Annotated in this window: 16 protein-coding genes; 7 read left to right on the top strand and 9 right to left on the bottom strand. The window is 49.4% G+C overall.

The annotated features are described in order from the left end of the window. The first annotated feature begins 84 nt into the window (after nt 1-84). On the top strand, nt 85-708 hold the full coding sequence (locus SPIBUDDY_RS08495; protein WP_013607346.1) for a hypothetical protein: 624 nt from the start codon (nt 85-87) through the stop codon (nt 706-708). A gap of 13 nt (nt 709-721) precedes the next feature. Here SPIBUDDY_RS08495 and SPIBUDDY_RS08490 read toward each other — a convergent pair whose 3' ends face one another. Then, nucleotides 722-1,396 (bottom strand): response regulator transcription factor, encoded by a 675-nt coding sequence (locus SPIBUDDY_RS08490; RefSeq protein ID WP_013607345.1) that lies wholly within the window; start codon nt 1,394-1,396, stop codon nt 722-724. Between the two features lie 119 nt (nt 1,397-1,515). Next, on the bottom strand, nt 1,516-2,853 hold the full coding sequence (locus SPIBUDDY_RS08485) for an acetate kinase (RefSeq protein ID WP_013607344.1): 1,338 nt from the start codon (nt 2,851-2,853) through the stop codon (nt 1,516-1,518). 129 nt (nt 2,854-2,982) lie between these two features. Here SPIBUDDY_RS08485 and SPIBUDDY_RS08480 point away from each other — a divergent pair, with 129 nt between their 5' ends. Beyond that, nucleotides 2,983-4,047: a hypothetical protein gene (locus tag SPIBUDDY_RS08480; protein ID WP_013607343.1), complete on the top strand. Its 1,065-nt coding sequence runs from the start codon at nt 2,983-2,985 to the stop codon at nt 4,045-4,047. On the opposite strand, the gene murB is transcribed toward SPIBUDDY_RS08480, so the two are convergent. Then, nucleotides 4,007-4,924, bottom strand: coding sequence for a UDP-N-acetylmuramate dehydrogenase (murB, locus tag SPIBUDDY_RS08475; RefSeq protein WP_013607342.1), 918 nt, complete (start codon nt 4,922-4,924; stop codon nt 4,007-4,009). The two genes, SPIBUDDY_RS08480 and murB, sit on opposite strands and share 41 nt — an antisense overlap. 51 nt (nt 4,925-4,975) lie before the next feature. Here murB and cysS point away from each other — a divergent pair, with 51 nt between their 5' ends. The 5 genes from cysS to SPIBUDDY_RS08450 all read left to right on the top strand — a co-directional run bounded on the left by cysS (nt 4,976) and on the right by SPIBUDDY_RS08450 (nt 10,946). Beyond that, complete coding sequence (gene cysS, locus SPIBUDDY_RS08470; RefSeq protein ID WP_013607341.1) at nt 4,976-6,391, top strand: cysteine--tRNA ligase; 1,416 nt, start codon at nt 4,976-4,978, stop codon at nt 6,389-6,391. Nucleotides 6,392-6,418: 27 nt separating this feature from the next. Further along, nucleotides 6,419-6,937: an RNA polymerase sigma factor gene (locus tag SPIBUDDY_RS08465; RefSeq protein ID WP_013607340.1), complete on the top strand. Its 519-nt coding sequence runs from the start codon at nt 6,419-6,421 to the stop codon at nt 6,935-6,937. Nucleotides 6,938-6,940: 3 nt separating this feature from the next. Then, nucleotides 6,941-7,477 (top strand): anti-sigma factor family protein, encoded by a 537-nt coding sequence (locus SPIBUDDY_RS08460; RefSeq protein WP_013607339.1) that lies wholly within the window; start codon nt 6,941-6,943, stop codon nt 7,475-7,477. A 104-nt stretch (nt 7,478-7,581) separates the two neighbouring features. Next, nucleotides 7,582-10,230 carry a valine--tRNA ligase gene (locus tag SPIBUDDY_RS08455; RefSeq protein WP_013607338.1) on the top strand — a complete coding sequence of 883 codons (2,649 nt, stop codon included), beginning with the start codon at nt 7,582-7,584 and terminating at the stop codon, nt 10,228-10,230. Between the two features lie 89 nt (nt 10,231-10,319). After that, entirely contained in the window at nt 10,320-10,946 is a 627-nt protein-coding gene (locus SPIBUDDY_RS08450) for a nitroreductase family protein (protein ID WP_013607337.1), read from the top strand. 54 nt (nt 10,947-11,000) lie between these two features. Here SPIBUDDY_RS08450 and SPIBUDDY_RS16260 read toward each other — a convergent pair whose 3' ends face one another. The 6 genes from SPIBUDDY_RS16260 to SPIBUDDY_RS08425 form a co-directional block, all read right to left on the bottom strand. Continuing rightward, on the bottom strand, nt 11,001-11,174 hold the full coding sequence (locus tag SPIBUDDY_RS16260) for a hypothetical protein (protein ID WP_013607336.1): 174 nt from the start codon (nt 11,172-11,174) through the stop codon (nt 11,001-11,003). A gap of 95 nt (nt 11,175-11,269) precedes the next feature. Then, nucleotides 11,270-12,421 (bottom strand): glycosyltransferase family 2 protein, encoded by a 1,152-nt coding sequence (locus SPIBUDDY_RS15690; protein ID WP_013607335.1) that lies wholly within the window; start codon nt 12,419-12,421, stop codon nt 11,270-11,272. Further along, on the bottom strand, nt 12,418-13,164 hold the full coding sequence (locus tag SPIBUDDY_RS08440; RefSeq protein WP_013607334.1) for a hypothetical protein: 747 nt from the start codon (nt 13,162-13,164) through the stop codon (nt 12,418-12,420). The genes SPIBUDDY_RS15690 and SPIBUDDY_RS08440 overlap by 4 nt, the downstream gene beginning before the upstream one ends. Before the next feature lie 4 nt (nt 13,165-13,168). Next, entirely contained in the window at nt 13,169-14,452 is a 1,284-nt protein-coding gene (locus tag SPIBUDDY_RS08435) for a peptidase U32 family protein (RefSeq protein ID WP_013607333.1), read from the bottom strand. Beyond that, nucleotides 14,442-16,913 (bottom strand): endopeptidase La, encoded by a 2,472-nt coding sequence (gene lon / locus SPIBUDDY_RS08430; protein WP_013607332.1) that lies wholly within the window; start codon nt 16,911-16,913, stop codon nt 14,442-14,444. The genes SPIBUDDY_RS08435 and lon overlap by 11 nt, the downstream gene beginning before the upstream one ends. An 86-nt stretch (nt 16,914-16,999) precedes the next feature. After that, entirely contained in the window at nt 17,000-17,644 is a 645-nt protein-coding gene (locus SPIBUDDY_RS08425) for a queuosine precursor transporter (RefSeq protein WP_013607331.1), read from the bottom strand. Nucleotides 17,645-17,668: the final 24 nt, after the last annotated feature.

Below are 17,668 nucleotides of genomic sequence, written 5' to 3'. Positions count from 1 at the left end.
TGTAGCACTAGTTGCGCTTTGTTGCAACAAAAGAGGATTTCTTTTATCACTGGTACAAGTACGAGGAGTTGGTATGCTCATTTCATGAAAGAAGAACACGATGAAACGGGCGGCGTCGATATTGTGGATGACCGCTATGTGCTGTGTATTGTGGATAACCAGGGAATGCATCCCCGCTATTACCGTGGCAGAGCCGATACCCCCCTCGGTCAGGCGAATTTTTTTGGCAAGGTAGGGCAAGCCCCGTTGCTTATGCCCTCTGGCGATCTTGCCGCCCTGGCTCTTTTGCGGTTGGGTGAAGAACAGGTGGTAATCAAGGATGAGTCAGAGCATTTTGCCGTATGGGCTGCGGCAGGGGTAAAACGGGGTCAGCAAATGGCAAGGTTTGCTGCACTTCAGCTGTTTGCAAAACACCATCCATCCGACTCTCTCAGCGAGAAAGATACGCAGCATCTGTTTCTGTTGCAGGATGCAGAATTAACAGCACTCCTTTCTGTGGTAGAAACCAGTCAAACCCTCGCTGAAGCAGTTCTTGGGGGAGTTGGTGATGCTACAACCTACAGCAAAGCGTTGAGAAATGAGGAGAAAAGCCGTCAAGACCCGGTTATTGGCAAAACGATTCCCAACCAGAGGGAAGCTTCACTGTTCAGCGAAGACGACACCAGTTTTTTAGCGAAACTCGATCGAGAACTGAAAAAACTGCAATGAGTGAACGAGCAAATCAGTTCTCTTTGTAGGAATAGCCAATACCCCATACAGTTTTGATTCTTGAGCCGTACGTACCGAGTTTCCTTCTGATGGTTGCTACTTGGACATCGATGGATCGATCGGTGACGGGGTAATCGCTTCCTTTGATCCTGGTGATCATCTGATTTCGGGTAAAGACTTGTTCGGCATTGCCGGCAAGCAGGTAGAGCAGTGCGAACTCGGTGGCGGTAAGCTCGACTTCTTGGTTGTCCACCATGCACAAGTGCCTGGTTTGGTCCATGACCAAGCCTGCATGGTGTACCACAGATGGGGTTTGCACCTGTTCAAAGCGCCTCAGGACGGCACGGATTTTACTGCTCAGCACATTCATGCTGAATGGTTTGGTGAGGTAGTCATCGGCTCCAAGTTCCAAAGCCGTTATGATGTCACTCTCATCCCCCTTTGCCGATACCACAATGATGGGAGTGGTGTCGTTGAGGGAGAAGCGTAGGGTTTTGATGAACGAAAGCCCATCCATGACCGGCATCATGATATCAAGTATGATCAGGTCGACGGTTTGTGTTCCAAGGACCTGAAGAGCCTGCTTGCCGTGTTCAGCTTCTAGGACAGCGTAGCCGTTGCTGGTGAGGGTGTAGCGTTCCAGTTCCCGGATATCAGAATCGTCTTCAACTACCAGAATCGTATTCATACCGTAACGGTAGTATACAATCCGTTCAGAAGGCAAGAGTTGAGAGGGTTTTTCACAGATTATTCACACCTATGAAAAAGGACGCCCGAAGGCGTCCCCATGTGCAGTGTACTATTTGCTTAGCGAGGAATGGCAAGAATGGATGCAAGCTCGGGATTCTTTACGAGGTTCTTTTTCAGATCCCTTTCTCGACCCTTGTTTACATACGTCTTCTCTTCGAACGTATAATGGAAGTTGGTATGGACATCGTAGGTGCCATTCATCAAGGCATAGGCATCCTCGGTCATGACCAGCTCTTCGTCGGTGGGAATTACCAGAATCTTGACCACAGAGTCGTCGGTGCTGATTTCAAACTCACCGTTTCTGCTGAAGCAGACGTCGTTCTTGTGCTCATCAAGCTTTGCCCCGATCGCCTCAAGGCCCTTGCAGGCACCCAGGCGGACGTGGCGAGCCATTTCACCTACACCGGCAGTGAAGACGATTGCATCGAGCTTGCCATCAAGCAGCGTGGCATACCCACCGATGTACTTCTTCAGTCTGCGGCACTCCATGTCGATCGCCAGCTTTGCACGATGGTCGCCTTCCTGGCTTGCTTTGAGTACATCGCGGCGGTCGCTCTTTCCACACAGGCCGATCAAACCACTCTTCTTGTTCAGGGCGGTGTCCATCTCCCTGGCGCTCATACCGGTGTTCTCCATCATATAGGGAATAATTGCCGGATCGATATCGCCGCTGCGTGAGCCCATTACCAGGCCCTCAAGCGGGGTGAGACCCATGGAGGTATCTACACATACACCATTCTTTACCGCACACACGGAAGCTCCGTTGCCGATATGACAGATGATGACGTTGGTATCCTTGTTTTCTTTGCCAAGGACTACAGCAGCACGCTTTGCACAATACAGGTGGCTGGTTCCGTGGAAACCGTAGCGTCGTACGTTGTACTTGGTGTACCACTCATACGGAACGGCATACATGAACGCTTCATCGGGCATGGTTTGGTGCCAAGCGGTATCCAGAACAATAGCCTGGGGAACATCGGGCATTGCCTTGCGGGCGGCCTCGATGCCCATGATGTTGGCGGGCATGTGAAGCGGTCCGAGGGGGATGACTTTCTTCAGCTGTTCAATGACCTCATCAGTAACCAATGCAGACTGCTTGAACACCTCGCCCCCATGCAGAACCCGGTGTCCGACTGCTCCGATCTCTTTCAGGTCCTTGATGACGCCATACTCTTCATCAAGCAACATGCGGATGATCAGTTCGATGGCTTCCTTATGGGTGGGGGAGGAAAACTCTGCGTGGTACTCCTCCTTGCCGTTGGCTTTATGTTCGATAGTGGAATATTCCAGTCCGATTCTCTCTACAACACCTACAGCAAGAATATCCTTGTTTGCCCAGTCGTAGACTTGGTACTTGGCAGAAGAGCTGCCACAATTCAGGGTCAGAATTACCATGAAAGACTCCTATAGTTTCGTATGGTTTACCTATACTTTGGAATGTTGATTGATTCCAAGTCATTAAATCACTATTAAGCAGAATAATCAACCTGAAGCAAAACAGGAAGTGCTAGGTCTTTTCCTATCATGAAGGTAGCTCTCGTATGCTTGATGCTTTGTCCGTTTTCCCTGCTCTTCGGGCAACAAATACTCAATCTGTCCTTGGTTCCCCAGCAGGGGCTCTACCAAGCTGTCCATACCTATTCGAATGAGAGCTTCGCCCTACAATATGAACTGAAGGCGAACGTGAGAGACGAAAGCATACAGGATAGACTTGTCTCTGCTATGTATGGGGCATTCTCCTACACCGATAGTCTTTGGCTTTCAGATTATGCATTTCTTTCGAAGCGGTCGTGGAAAGCCTTGCGGTATCAGAGGCCTGGTTTTTCACTTGCACTCTTGGACGATGGGAATCAGCAGAAATCCGCCATGTTGAGAGCCGGCTCGTTCTCAGCTTTCTATCTGTTTGGGCCAAAGAACATCCAATCTGATGAAATCGAGTGTATTTGGGATCGGTACCTCTTCGGTCAAAACTGCATTGTCCACTATACATATGAAGGTAACCGGGCATTTTTTGTTTTGGAAGGGCTTTGGGGAGAGTATCGAAGGCTCGATTTCTCTACTACGTTGGGCCTCAACCTTGGGCCGTGGACCCTTCAGAGCCAATTCAGGGGACAAGGGTATTTGAAAATGCGCACGGTGAGCATCCAGGTACAGCACAAGGGACTCGAGGTGCAGCATACATGGACTACAAGCCTGGGGTTGGCACCTATTTACAGCGGCCAGTATCAGACGATGAACCTGACCCTTGAAACCAAGGCAACCTATAAACAGATTCGGCTGCTCTACGAACAGAGCTTTGCCTTTGATGCACAAGGATCTCGTGCATGTGACAGGGAAATGCAACTTTTCTACAGTACAGCTTTCATGCAGGTTGGTTTGCGCTTTACGGGCGAGCCAGGCCCGATTGTATCCTTTACCAGCGGGTCGTCAAATGTGGTTTGGCAAGCTTGTTCACTCGCTGCAACCTTTATCTTTCAACGCAGCTGGGGCTCGGTTAGGCTTGTGTTCCATCCCTCAAACGGTTTGACGATTTCGTACGCCTATGTCCTTACCAGCGGCCTACATAGTGAATCTCTTCCTCAAGCATGACCTGGTGTTTTTCGAATACCTGATGACGTACATACTCAATAAGTTCTTTCACGTCACCGCTGGTCGCGCGTTTATGGGTATTGATAATGAAATTTGCATGACGTTGTGAGACTTTCGCCCCGCCGATCGTATACCCTTTGAGGCCGCATTCATCGATGAGCTGGCCGGCATGCAATCCTTGTGGGTTCTTGAAAATACAGCCGATGCTTGGATTGTCATACTGCCCATTCTGCTTTCGTTTGGCTTTCACCTCATCCTTGCGCTTGCGGGCTTCGTTGGTTTGGGTAATCGGAAAGAGTCGGAATCCTGCTTCGTAGATTATGATGTCGTTTCGGTTGGAGAAAGGGGTATTACGATAGGAAAAATCTTCGCGGTGAATCTGCTTTCGGTGCAATTTCCCGTCGAGGGTCATGTAATCGACATAATATAAAAGATCAGCAATATGAATCCCATGGGCTCCACTATTGCCTGCTATAGCCCCTCCGACAGTGCCCGGAAGACCTCCCAGCAGCTCCAACCCACCCAGCCCATCCTCAATGGCTAAGTCGATGGCCCGGTCCAGAAGCAGACCGCTGCGAACGCAAAACATCTGCCCTTGGACATGGCGGCGGGTGAGATGGGAGGTGATGATGGTCAGACCTTCAATACCTTTGTCACTTATCAGACTATTTGTTCCACCACCGAGGACGGTGATGGGAAGATTTTGTCTCTGAGCATACTCAAGAAGGGCTCTCAGTTCCTCAAAATCGGAGGGGTAGGCGGCCAGATCGGCTTTACCGCCGGTATGGATGCCAGAGTGAATAGCCAGTTCAACCTGCTCGATGAGCAGGTGATCAAGGTTGATTTTTTCATCGCTATTGCGTACATTGATATGCATGGATACATCTTACCCCCTTTTTCTGGGGTGGGCAACCTAAAGGAGCTCTGCATGCCTGTCCTTCTCTACAATACGATGAGTCGAGCTTTGGAACCATTCCATCCAATAAAAGAGTCTGAAGTAGGACTCTATTCCTGTGGACCAACAGTCTATAATTATGCACATATCGGCAATTTACGGACCTTTTTATTTGAGGATCTCCTAAAACGAACCTTGCGTGTTTCCGGATTCACGGTAAATCATGTAATGAATATCACCGATGTCGGGCATCTGACCGGAGATGGCGATGACGGTGAGGACAAGCTTGAGAAGATGGCTCATACAACCAATCGCACGGCATGGGAAATAGCCGCCTTCTATACTGAAGCTTTCTTCAAGGATTATGATGACCTGAACATGATCAGGCCCAGCACTGTTTGCAAGGCCACCGATCATGTCCAGCAGATGATTGATTTAATCAAACGCCTTGAAGCGGGTGGGCATACGTATATAAGCGGCGGTAATGTATACTTCAGCATTGATTCCATCCCCGACTATGGCAAGCTTGCCAGACTTGACCTTGATGCGCTCAGAACTGCAGTGCGCGAGGATGTCGAGGTGGACGGGAATAAGAAGAACAGCAAGGATTTCGTGCTCTGGTTTACCAAGAGTAAACATGGGGAACAAGCCATGATGTGGGACTCTCCGTGGGGCAGGGGTTTTCCCGGTTGGCATATCGAATGCTCGGCGATGAGCATGCACTACTTGGGCGAGTCGTTTGACATCCACTGTGGAGGCATCGATGCAATACCGGTGCACCATACCAATGAAATTGCCCAAAGCGAAGCTGCTACAGGCAAGGGTTGGGTCAACTACTGGCTGCATGGCGAATTTTTGCTTGATGAAACGGGAAAGATGAGCAAAAGTAAAGGGGAATTCCTTACCTTGAGCCTGCTTACGAGTAAAGGCTATGAGCCGATGGATTACCGCTACTTCTGCCTTGGCGGGCACTACCGCAGCCAGTTGAAGTTCAGCTTTGATTCACTGTCCACAGCCCGTACCGCACGACGCAATGTCTATGATCGGATTCAGAATCTCCTCACACAGGGAGCTAAGCAGGTAGTGTTGCAACGCGATGAGGCCTTGGCTTACCAAACTGCGTTCCTCCAGCACATTCAGAATGATTTGAATACTCCTCGAGCTCTTGCGGACCTGTGGGGAGTTCTCAAGGATGAAAATCTGAGCATCGATGAGAAATACTCACTGTGTCTGTTCTTCGACCAAGTGTTTGGTTTGAAGTTCGACTCAATTACCAAGGCCGAGGAGCAAACGTTCCCTTCCCAGGCATTAGCGTTGCTCGATCAACGCACAGAAGCCAAGAAGGCGAGAAACTGGGCGCTTGCGGATTCATTGCGTTCAGAATTGGAATCTATGGGCTATGTTGTCAAAGATACACCTTCGGGAAGCTCTTTGGAAAAAAAGATGTAACTTGGTTACTGGTGAGTTGTTAACGTTATGGAAATACAGAGCAACGATGAGCGAGCGTTCAAGCAGGTCTATGAAGCGGTATTCCCGATATTGATGCGTGTGGTTTATCACGTAACCAATAATCAGGACCTTGCTGAAGAGATTTGCCAGGAAGCTTTCATCAGGTTTTTTGACAAGGGGATGGAGTTTGCCACTCTTGATGATGCCAAATATTGGCTGATCAGGGTGTCGAAAAACCTTGCCATCAACCAAGTAAAACGGAAAGCCCGGGAGATGGGCATGGTTGAGAAGCTGAAGAAGTTTCCCACCATGCATGCCAATACTTCCGACGGCGCCCAGGTACTGGTGGAGAAGGAAACCCGCAAACTCGTTCAGGATGCAATAGATCAGCTTCCTGAGAAGTTCCGGCTAGTCATCGTGATGAAAGAGTATACCGACATGGATTACAAGCAGATTGCGAGTGTGCTCCATATTTCCGAAAGTAACGTGAAGGTACGAGTCTATCGGGCACGCAAAATGCTCGAGTCGATTCTCAGCCAGGAGTAGAGCATGTGTGTGGATGACGAACTGTTGAATACCTATCTTGACGAAGAGTTGCAAGAGCCTTGGAAAACCCAGGTTCAGGAACATCTTTCCTACTGCAATGCCTGTCGCCAACGCTTGGAGCAGCTGCGCTCATTGCATCAGAAAATGTATGATGCCAGGTTACGGGACTCAGACATACAGGCTCGCCAGGATCGGGTGCTTGCTTACTTTGAGAAGACCCGGTTTCCTTCTACAAACAAAAAAATGCACATTTTTCGCAAAAAGGTTCAAATCAAACTGGTTCCAGCCTTGATTACCAGTGCTGCTGCGTTTGTGGTGGTTTTTATTGGTGCCTTCATGTTGTTCGGGACGCAACCCCAGATGGGACAGGAAATCCTGCCTGGAGTTGTCGCCCCTATTGATAGTGCTCACATTCGGCAGGTGACCGATGTTCAGAAACCTTCTCTTGATATGTTCAGTCTGGAGCAGATTGTTCAGCATCTTGACGCCATGGGGTATGCTGTCAAGTTGGAATTGAAGGCCGTGACTCCTCTCGAATAAGAGATAATTCCTCTCGCTCTCATGTTGAAGGCTCTACATTCACTTGTAGAGCCTTCCCTATTTTGCTACTATGGGTAGACTCTTTTTCGAGTAGGAGGCAGCGTGTGAAGGCAGTTGAATTATCCAAGGCCTATGATCCCAAATCATTTGAGGACAGAATATATCAGACATGGATGGAGAAGGGGATGTTCAAGCCCGTAGCGGGAGAACAATCACCCTTTACCGTCGTTATGCCTCCTCCCAACGTAACCGGAATTCTGCACATGGGTCATGCGTTGAACAACTCCCTGCAAGACATCCTGACTCGGTATTACCGCATGACTGGCAGACCCACCCTTTGGGTGCCGGGAACAGACCATGCAGGTATTGCCACCCAGAATATTGTGGAGCGCCAGCTGGCCAAGGAAGGTCTGCGAAGACAGGACCTCGGGCGTGACCGTTTCATTGAGCGCACATGGCAGGTCAAGGAAAAGCACCATGGCATCATCAAGCAGCAGTTGCAGAAGATTGGCTCCAGCTGTGATTGGGATCATGAACGCTTCACCATGGACGAAGGTCTCAGCCAGGCAGTGCGAGAGAGTTTTGTCACCCTCTATGAGCGTGGACTCATCTATAAAGGCGAATACCTGGTCAACTACTGCCCGAAGTGTGGAACTGCGTTGGCTGATGATGAAGTTGAATATCAGCCGGTCAGTGCATTCCTGTATGACGTTCGCTATCCTTATAGCGATGGAAGCGGGTTTATAACCGTTGCCACCACTCGACCTGAAACCATGTTCGGTGACGTTGCCGTTGCTGTAAATCCCGAAGATGAGCGCTATACCCATCTTATCGGGGCGTTGCTCGACCTTCCCTTGACCGACCGTAAGATACCCATTATTGCCGATGCTTTCGTCGATAAGAGCTTTGGGACCGGTATGGTGAAGATTACTCCCGCCCACGATCCAAACGACTGGCAATGCGGCAAGCGGCACAACCTTGAAAAGGTCAACGTACTCAATCCTGACGGAACGCTCAATGAGAACTGTCCACAGAAATACCGCAATTTCAGTGCCGTTGAGGCACGAGGGATGGTGGTTGCGGACTTGAAAGAGCAGGGTTTTCTGGTCAAGGAAGTTGCCCATAACCACGATGTAGGACATTGCTATCGCTGCAATACCATCATCGAACCGTATTTGTCCAACCAATGGTTTGTCAGTATGAAGGGTATGGCAGAAAAGGCCCTGCAGGCTTGGAGAGACGAGAAGGTTGTTTTCTATCCCAAGCGTTGGGAGAATACCTATACCCATTGGCTGGAGAACATCCATGACTGGTGTATCAGTCGCCAGCTTTGGTGGGGTCATCGCATTCCTGTGTGGGAATGCCAGGACTGTAAGCAGGTCATTGTAGCAAGACAAGATCCCACCGAATGCCCGAATTGCCACAGCGCGAACCTTGTACAGGAAACCGATGTGCTGGACACTTGGTTCAGTTCATGGCTCTGGCCGTTCAGTACCTTGGGTTGGCCCCAAAAGACTGCAGACCTTGCAACCTATTTCCCAACTTCCACCTTGGTTACCGCCTATGACATTATTTTCTTCTGGGTTTCCCGAATGATTATGGCGTCGCTCGAATTGATGGGGGAGGTTCCCTTCCGGGATATTTACATCACCGGTCTGGTACGAGACAAGCAGGGCAGGAAGATGAGCAAGAGCCTGGGCAATGGTATCGATCCGCTGGAAGTGATTGATCAATACGGTGCCGATGCGATGAAGTTCACCCTTAGTTACATGGCTACCCAAGGCCAGGACATTCTCATCGACATGGACTCCTTCAGGCTTGGCTCTCGCTTTGCCAACAAGGTTTGGAATGCCGCCCGCTTCCTTTTGATGAATCTCGAGGGGGTAAATCTAATTCCCGTCTCTATGGTGACCCTCACCACGATGGATACGTGGATTTACAACCAGCTCAACGTGGCTGCTCAGAACGTGCAGATAGCCCTGGAAAACTATAAGTTCAACGATGGCGCCCAGGCTGTATATGATTTCTTCTGGAACGACTTCTGCGACTGGTATGTCGAAAGTGCTAAACGCGGTCTGTATAGTGATGATCCTGCAGTAAAGGAACGCCAAGTTTCCCTTTTGTTGGACCTCCTGGCCGAGTCGATGCGCCTCATGCATCCCTTTGCCTCGTTCATCAGTGAAGAGATTTATCAGAAGCTTCCCAATGTTGAAGGGCTTTTGATCAACAGCACCTACCCATCGTTTAGAAGCGACCGTGTCTATACCGAAGACGCCTTGAAGGTGCAAAGACTGCAGGAAGCAGTTACCTCGCTGAGGGCGCTTCGCTCTGATCTGGGTATCGCAGTGGAACGAAAAATCCGGGTGGTCGTCAAGTGCGACCCTGACTTCGTCGCCGCATCCTTCTTTGAGGAACAGAAAAATCTCATTGCAGGGTTTGTTGGGGCTTCCTCTTTGGAAGTTGACAACAGCATGGCAACCGACAAGGCGGTTCCTGTTGCAGGTACCGGCTATGAGATGTATGTCTTTGTCCGTGAGGCCATCGATGTGGAGAAAGAGGTACTGAAACTGGGCTCGGATATTGAGAAAAACCGCAAGAGTCTTGAAGCAGTGCTAGCCAAGCTCTCCAATGAGAAATTCACCTCCAATGCGAAAGCGGAGGCGATAGAAAAGGAACAAGGCAAGAAGGCTGAGTTTGAAGAGAAAATTGAGAAAGGTGAAAAACACCTGGCCCTGCTAAAAACCTTCCTGTAAAACTGTCGGTGCTCCTTCGGGAGCACATTTTTTTGCCCCTGCTGTCTGCATTATGACGTATGATGGCATAGTGAAAGGGGAGGGCTAGTATGGAATTCTACGAGGTTGTGAATTCGAGAAGAACGATACGTGATTTTGAGCATGCAGTCATTGAGGATGCCACCATAGAAAGAATTCTCAAGGCGGGTTTACAGGCTCCGTCCAATGACCACATGCGTGATTGGCACTTCATCGTGATTAAGGACAAGCATGCTATTCACAAACTGATAGATATCATTCCCAGAGGAATTTCAGATGCCGCAATGGCTGCCTTGATCAAGGATTGGAATCTGAGCGATCCGATACAGCAGGCCTGCTACAAGGATGCTGTTCCCAAACAATATCGAATGTTTGCCGAGGCCTCCTGTTTGGTAGTACCGCTCTTCAAACAGAAAACAGCTGTGCTCGGGGCCGAAAACCTTTCACAGCTCAATGGATTTGCATCCATATGGTGTTGTATTGAAAACATGCTTCTGGCGGCCACTGATGAACAGTACGCCTGTACACTGCGTATTCCCCTTGGACAGGAAGAGCCATGGACCAGACAGCTCTTGAACTATCCTAAGGATTACCTCATGCCTTGTCTGATTGCTATCGGCAAGCCGCGCCCTGATGCTGCAAGGGTCAAACAAACAGAATACTCAGTGCAAGAGAGAATCCATCTGAACCAGTGGTGAGGGGTGGAGCTAAAGAAATGGCGTCCCCTAAAGGACGCCATACTGAAGACTGGCTTATTCGCCTTTTTCTTCCTGAATTTCTTTTCTGCGGTCCTTGCAAAGCTTGGCCATTTCTGCGAGAGCCTTTCGTGCTCTTGCCGCCGATACCTTTACTCCTTTTTCAGTGAACTTTTGGTTCTCTGTGAGGTACGTTTCATACTGCATGACAATCTGTTCGTGAATAGTCATTGATTCCTCCATGTGTCTAGGTTACCTAATTCTATCACGCTTTCATGCCAGTGCAAGGGAAAAACCTGCATATAACGCGTTAATTTAGCGTTTTTTTAGGAAATTACGCGTCCTTTCCATTCAAATCCCTTACCACTGAGACGTAAAAGCATTCCATTGAGGTACATCAGCACTACCAACAGGATGGTTACCGGACCGAAAAGGCCCGCCTTTTTTGAGAATCCAAAGTACATTGCACAGCGTTTCCAGGTCGCAAAGAGCAGGAAGCTGCCAAGCAACGTGAAGAGAAATGGAAGGAAAAACAGCTGGTTCGAAACGGCAAGCACTCCAAACCAAAGACCCAACAGAGGGGAGAAGCTGAGCAACAACAGTACAAGCACAATAACGAGAATCAGAAGGAATCCGAGAATGCCTTGCTTGACCACTCCGTTGATTGAACGCTCAAGACTCTTCCATCCCTGATTGAAAGAAGTGAACATTTCGCACTGCAGGGCTGTCTGCATGGGAGCGAACAGTTGCTTGTACCCCCGTTTTGCACATAAGCGTGCAAGCGCCACATCGTCGCAAATCTGACTCTTGATCGGGACGAAGCCTCCCAGTGCATCCAGAACATCGCGCTTGATCAGCAAGTACTGACCGATGGCCATGGAAAAAAGCGGCCACTGCAACGATGCCTGGTAGCGGAAAGGAACGAACAGCGCAGGATTGAAGAGCATGACACTGACCAGTACCTCAATACCCAGGGATTTTGCTATCTGCTTTGGATAGCCGCTGATCATAGAGCCCCCCTGCTTCTCAAGCAGTGCAAGTCCGTAGGCAACGGAGTCGACAGTATGCTGGGTATCGGCATCGGAGAACAGGATATACTTGCCTTTGGCAGCCTCATAGAGCTGTTGCATAGCAAAAAGCTTTCCCCTCCAACGTTTTTCCAATACACGACCCTGGATTAGGCGAACACGACAATCCTGTGCTTGCAAAGCAAGGACCTTTGAAGCTGTGGCATCGGTGGAGTTGTCATCAAGCACAAGAATCTCAAGATTGACATGAGTCTGTTTCAGCAAGGAACGTACACATGCTTCAATGTGGTGTTCCTCGTTACGCGCCGGGATGGCTATGGTGACCAATTCCTGGCTTTCAGGGTCCTGCCAGTTCTTGGTTATCCGATCAAAATACCGCCTGTTGCTCGTATAGAGAAACGCCGACCATAGGCCGACAAAAAGAATTATGCTGGAAAGCAATACAATCATAGGTGTGCTTGGACCTCTTTAAGGTATGTATCGAGCGTTGGATCGAAGTGGTAGAGAGACTTTGCAGCCTCCAAGTAGCCCTTTGCAGTCGCCCACTCTTTGCGCTTCATGCTGACTACACCAATACTGCTGTACAGACTGGCTGTATCCCATCGCGAAAGGACCGGTTTTGCTTCATTGAGCAACATCAAGTAGATTTGCAGTGCCTTGTTCACATCACCGCCTGCAATCGAAGGAGCGTACAAAAGGCTGCTGGCCTTCATGAGTTGTGCATATACCTGCTGGGGATACAGTTTGTAAGCTTCTTTGATTTTCGCATTGCTGCTGATTCCTTTTCCCAAGCTTTTAGGATTGATAAGATAGTAGATGGAATCGATTTCTGCTTCCAGAATGAGAGCAAAATACGAGTTTTTCTGCAGTGCAGGCAAATCTTGCTCTGCTTCCTTGAGCAGCTCTTTGGAACGAATGAGGTTCTTCGGTTCAATTTCGGTATACAGCCGCCCAAGCAAGGTTGCTGTACGAATAGACAGCACAGACCGTTGCTGCTCTTCCACAAGGGACTGAAGAAGCTTTATCCGCAACTCTTCGCCTTTTTGCACATCGCCTTCATCCCGCACTGCTTGCACAAACTGTACAAAGGCAGGAATTTCTTGAAGAAACGAAAAATCATCCACCAAGGCTGCACTTGGAAGCGAGAGGAGTGTACCAATGCACACAACAAGGGTGAAAAGGATTCGCTTCATAGTGCTATTTAACCATAGTTTCACGACGGATGATATAGCCGGTCTGCAGCGATTTATCGGTTTTCAGATATTGCACTTTCCCATGGTCGGCTTGTGAAATCGGCTGAAAATTCTCATCAAGCAGACAAAAGGCATCGTCTTCGATGCGATAGACATCACTTCCGATATATTCGATGGCCATTCCCTGGCGCAGTTGATTTTTCAAATCCATTGCCCAGATTCCCTTTTCAATCTGCTTTCCGATGAACCCACAGAAAAGATAATTCCTGAGGTACCCCTGTTCGGTGCTTTTGTCGATTCCCTGTCCCATTGTAGGGTCAACCGGTCCATGACCGAAGAAAAAACCGGTGGAATACTCACGATGGCTGATATCAAAGAGGTCCTGACGAAACAGTTTCCAGCTATCAGAGCCCGTACCGATGGCATCCAAGGCCTTGCGATACGCCCTCGAAACAACGGCAACATAGTAGCTGCTTTTCATTCTGCCTTCTATCTTGAGTGAGTCGACTCCTGCATCGATAAGTTCTTGCAGATGGTCGATCATGCACAGGTCCTTGGAGGAGAGAATGGTGGTATAACCATCCTCTTCGCGTATGGGGTAGTACACACCTGTACGCTGTTCCTCTTGCAGGGCCAGTTCACCGCTTGCCAATACCTGGGCAAGTTCCTCAGATTGGGCTAGTTGGTAATTCCATCGGCATGTATGGCTGCAATCACCTCTGTTCGCACTACGTCCGGCCAAATGGCTGGAGAGGAGACAACGGCCCGAATACGCCATACACATTGCACCATGGACAAATACCTCGAGCTGGAGATCGGGATTGGCATCCTTGATACGCCTGATATCCTCGAGCGGGGTCTCTCTGCCCAAGATGACTCGGCTGAATCCCATTTTGTGGTACATCGATGCACTGCTGGAGTTGGTACAGCTTGCCTGGGTTGAGAGGTGGAGCTCAACCGAAGGTCCCAGTGCATCCTGTAGCAGCGGCACCAAGCCGATATCGCTGATGATGAATGCATCAAACGGCCAGGTTTTGATGAGTGGCAACTGCTCTTTGAGCGAGGCAAGATTTGCTTCGTCAAAGAGCATGTTAAGCGTACAGTACAGACGCTTGCCACTATCGAGCTTCAGTTGCTTTACCTGCTCTAAGTCCTCTGCTGTAAAGTTTTTCGCATTTGAACGAAGGGAGAAGTCCGAAAGACCCAGATATGCTGCGTCAGCTCCATAGGCGAACGCAAGACGCAGCTTCTCAAGATTACCTGCCGGACTGAGCAGCTCAATGCTCACTCAATGCCTCCCTGACTGCCAGGGCAATCGCTTTGCTGATAGCTTCGATTTCACTGGTGTTGGTCTTTGGGACAACGGGGAGAATCGGTTCCATGACCGAGCGCTTGCCGTCATCCGGGAAGGCATAGGAGAGTACCTGCTCAACTGAACCGACCAAGTGGAAGGTGATGCCGCTCTTTAATGCATCGTCCAGCTTGTCCAAGTCGCGCTTGTTGAATTGGGGAATGATGATCGTGTCGATCTTGTTCCTTCTGGCAGCAAGCACCTTCTCCTTGAGTCCTCCGATAGGCATTACCTTACCTTTGAGCGTCAGCTCTCCTGTCATCGCAAGGTTGGGTGCCATCGTCTGGCCGGTTACCAAGCTGTAGAGGGCGACTGTCATGGTTACGCCTGCCGACGGGCCATCCTTGGGAGTAGCCCCTTCGGGTACATGCAAGTGTATTGCATTATTCTCAAACCAACTGGGATCGATCTTATGTTCCTTGGCATGCGCCTTCAGGTATGTGTAAGCGATGCTCACCGACTCCTGCATGACCTCTCCAAGCTGACCGGTGAGTTTGATCTCGCCTTTTCCCGGAGTATTCTGCGCTTCGATGATCAGGGTATCGCCACCCATGCTGGTCCATGCAAGACCGATTGCCATTCCCGGGCGGTCGGCTTTGAGAATTTCATCTTCCACAAAAACCGGCTCTCCAAGGAATTCATGCAACAATACATCGTCGATGACCACCGGCAATGTTTCCGGCTTGCTCTCGATCAAACGAAGTGCAACCTTGCGATTGATCTTATGCAGTGACTTCTCGAAATTTCTGACTCCTGCCTCTCTGGCATACTCATCGGCAATCTTTCTGAGAATAGCCGGTGTGTACTTGATTTCATCCTTGGTCAGGCCATGCTTCTCCATCGACTTGGGTACCAGGTATTTCTTTCCGATGGCCAGCTTTTCCTCGCTGGTATAGCCGGAGAGCTGGATGATTTCCATGCGGTCCAAGAGGGGCCTGGGAATGGTATCGAGCGTGTTGGCGGTACAGATGAACAGAACCTCACTTACATCGAAGGGGATGTCAAGGTAGGTATCACGGAAGGAGGAATTCTGCTCGGGGTCGAGTACCTCAAGCAATGCACTGGCAGGATCTCCCTGGTAGGAGACACCCATCTTGTCAATTTCATCGATGAGGAAAACTGGGTTCTTAGCCTTGGTAATCCTGAGCCCTTGGATGATTTTTCCAGGCATCGCCCCGATATAGGTCCTTCTGTGGCCCTTGATCTCGCTCTCATCATTCATGCCGCCGACTGAGAAGCGGAAGTACTGCTTCTTCAGCGAACGGGCAATGGAAATACCCACGCTGGTCTTGCCGACTCCCGGAGGGCCGACAAGGCAAATGATGGAACCCTTGGTATCCTGCTTTTTCTTGCGGACTGCAAGGAACTCAAGAATTCGGTCTTTTACATCCTTCATACCGTAGTGATCCCGTTCAAGAATCTTGCGGGCGCTTTCGATGCTGAAGTTCTCCGCCTTGGGTTCCTTCCACGGCAGGTCGCTGATGATTTCCAAATACGTACGGCTGATGGAGTACTCAGGACTTGAGGGATCCATAGCTTCGAATCGAGCCATCTCACGGTCCACCGTTTCCTGGGCTTCAGTTGAGAGGGGGAGGCCCTTGAATTTTGCCTTGAGTCGGTTTATCAACTCAACCTTGGGGTTGGTTGTCAATCCCAGCTCTTGTTGGATGGACTTGAGCTCCTCGCGTAGGAAGTACTCTCTCTGGTTCTTCTCAATCTTCTGGTTTACCCTGGCTTGGATTTTTGCCTGCACCTGGGCGATATTCTGCTCGTTCTTGATGAATACCAATACTTTTTCTATGCGCCTACGCACCACCAGTGTTTCAAGAATGGCTTGCTGCTGCTTGCGTTCGACATTCAGGATGCTTGCGATGAAGTCGGCAAGCTTGCCCGGATGGTCGATATTGACCATGTTCAGGCGCATCTCCTCACTGAAGATTTGGTTGTTCTTGGTAAGCATTTTCATCTCGGAGAGCAAGAGCCGGGTCCATGCCCTCAGCTCCTCCGGTTCATCCTCTATGTCCTCGAGGTATTGCACCTCGGCAACAAGGTACGGACCGCTTGGGTAGTACTGCTTGGTCTCAAAACGCTTGAGCGTAGAGATGAATATGCTAATGCCCCCGTCGGGGAGCTTGATTTTCTTAACGATTTTGGCAACAGTTCCCACACTGTACAGGTTCTCTTGGGAGTACTCCTCGCTCTCGGTTTCATCCTTGATGAGCAAAAGTCCCAAAAAGCCACCATGTTTGATAGCCTGGTTGACGATTTCGACATCCTGATTGTCGGTGATCATCAACGGGGTAAACAGTCCAGGGAACACAGGGTTTCCCGTGACTGGAAGAATAAACAAATTATTGGGAAGCAGTTGCTCGATCGGCAATAGTTCCTGTTCAGACATAGCGCCTCCATATAACAATTACATACGGGCGGCAATGACGCCCGCCCGAACTAAAGGTAATAAAACTTCTTCCTAAAGGAAAGTGGCTAGTTCTCTTCTTTGGAAAGCCATTTTACCCCAAGGTAACAGAATGGGGTATCCAATAGGGCAAAGACAACCTTGAACAGCCAATAGGGAATTATGAGGCTGAAGACAAAAGCAACCGTGAATTTTGGGGTGGTCTGATAAAAAGCAATGAACATGAAAATGACGGTATCGATGAATTGGCTGGTGATGGTACTGAGGTTGTTTCTCAGCCAAAGCTTTTTGCCGTTGCTTAATTTCTTGAAAAATAGGAAAATATTTACATCGACTGTCTGGCTGATAGAAAAGCTGACCAGTGAGGCCAGGCTCATGCGCATGCTCATTCCAAAGATTTGGCGGTACGCTTGCTGTAATTCCCAACTGGGGTGTGGGGCAACCTGCACGAATAGTGCTGTTGTTACAAAAAGGATTACCAGCATAATGATGGAATAGTGCACAAAAAGCGAGGCGTGTTCGTGACCCTTCACTTCACCGACAATATCGGTGACCAAAAAGAGGACCGGCATAAAGAAAATTCCCACAGAAACCCTGACACCAAAAAGGTTTATGATTTTGCTTCCTACCGTATTAACCAATACTATTCCTGTTATGTAGAGAGCAAAGAGAAAGAGTTCCTTTTTGTTCATGCCTTGCGACTGTTTATCCATGCTGTCCTCACTTGGCGCAAGTGT

The sequence above is a fragment of the Sphaerochaeta globosa str. Buddy genome (assembly GCF_000190435.1).
GTDB lineage: Bacteria > Spirochaetota > Spirochaetia > Sphaerochaetales > Sphaerochaetaceae > Sphaerochaeta > Sphaerochaeta globosa.
The sequence above is the reverse complement of the archived record's forward strand: the minus strand, read 5'-3'. Positions and strand labels throughout refer to the sequence as shown.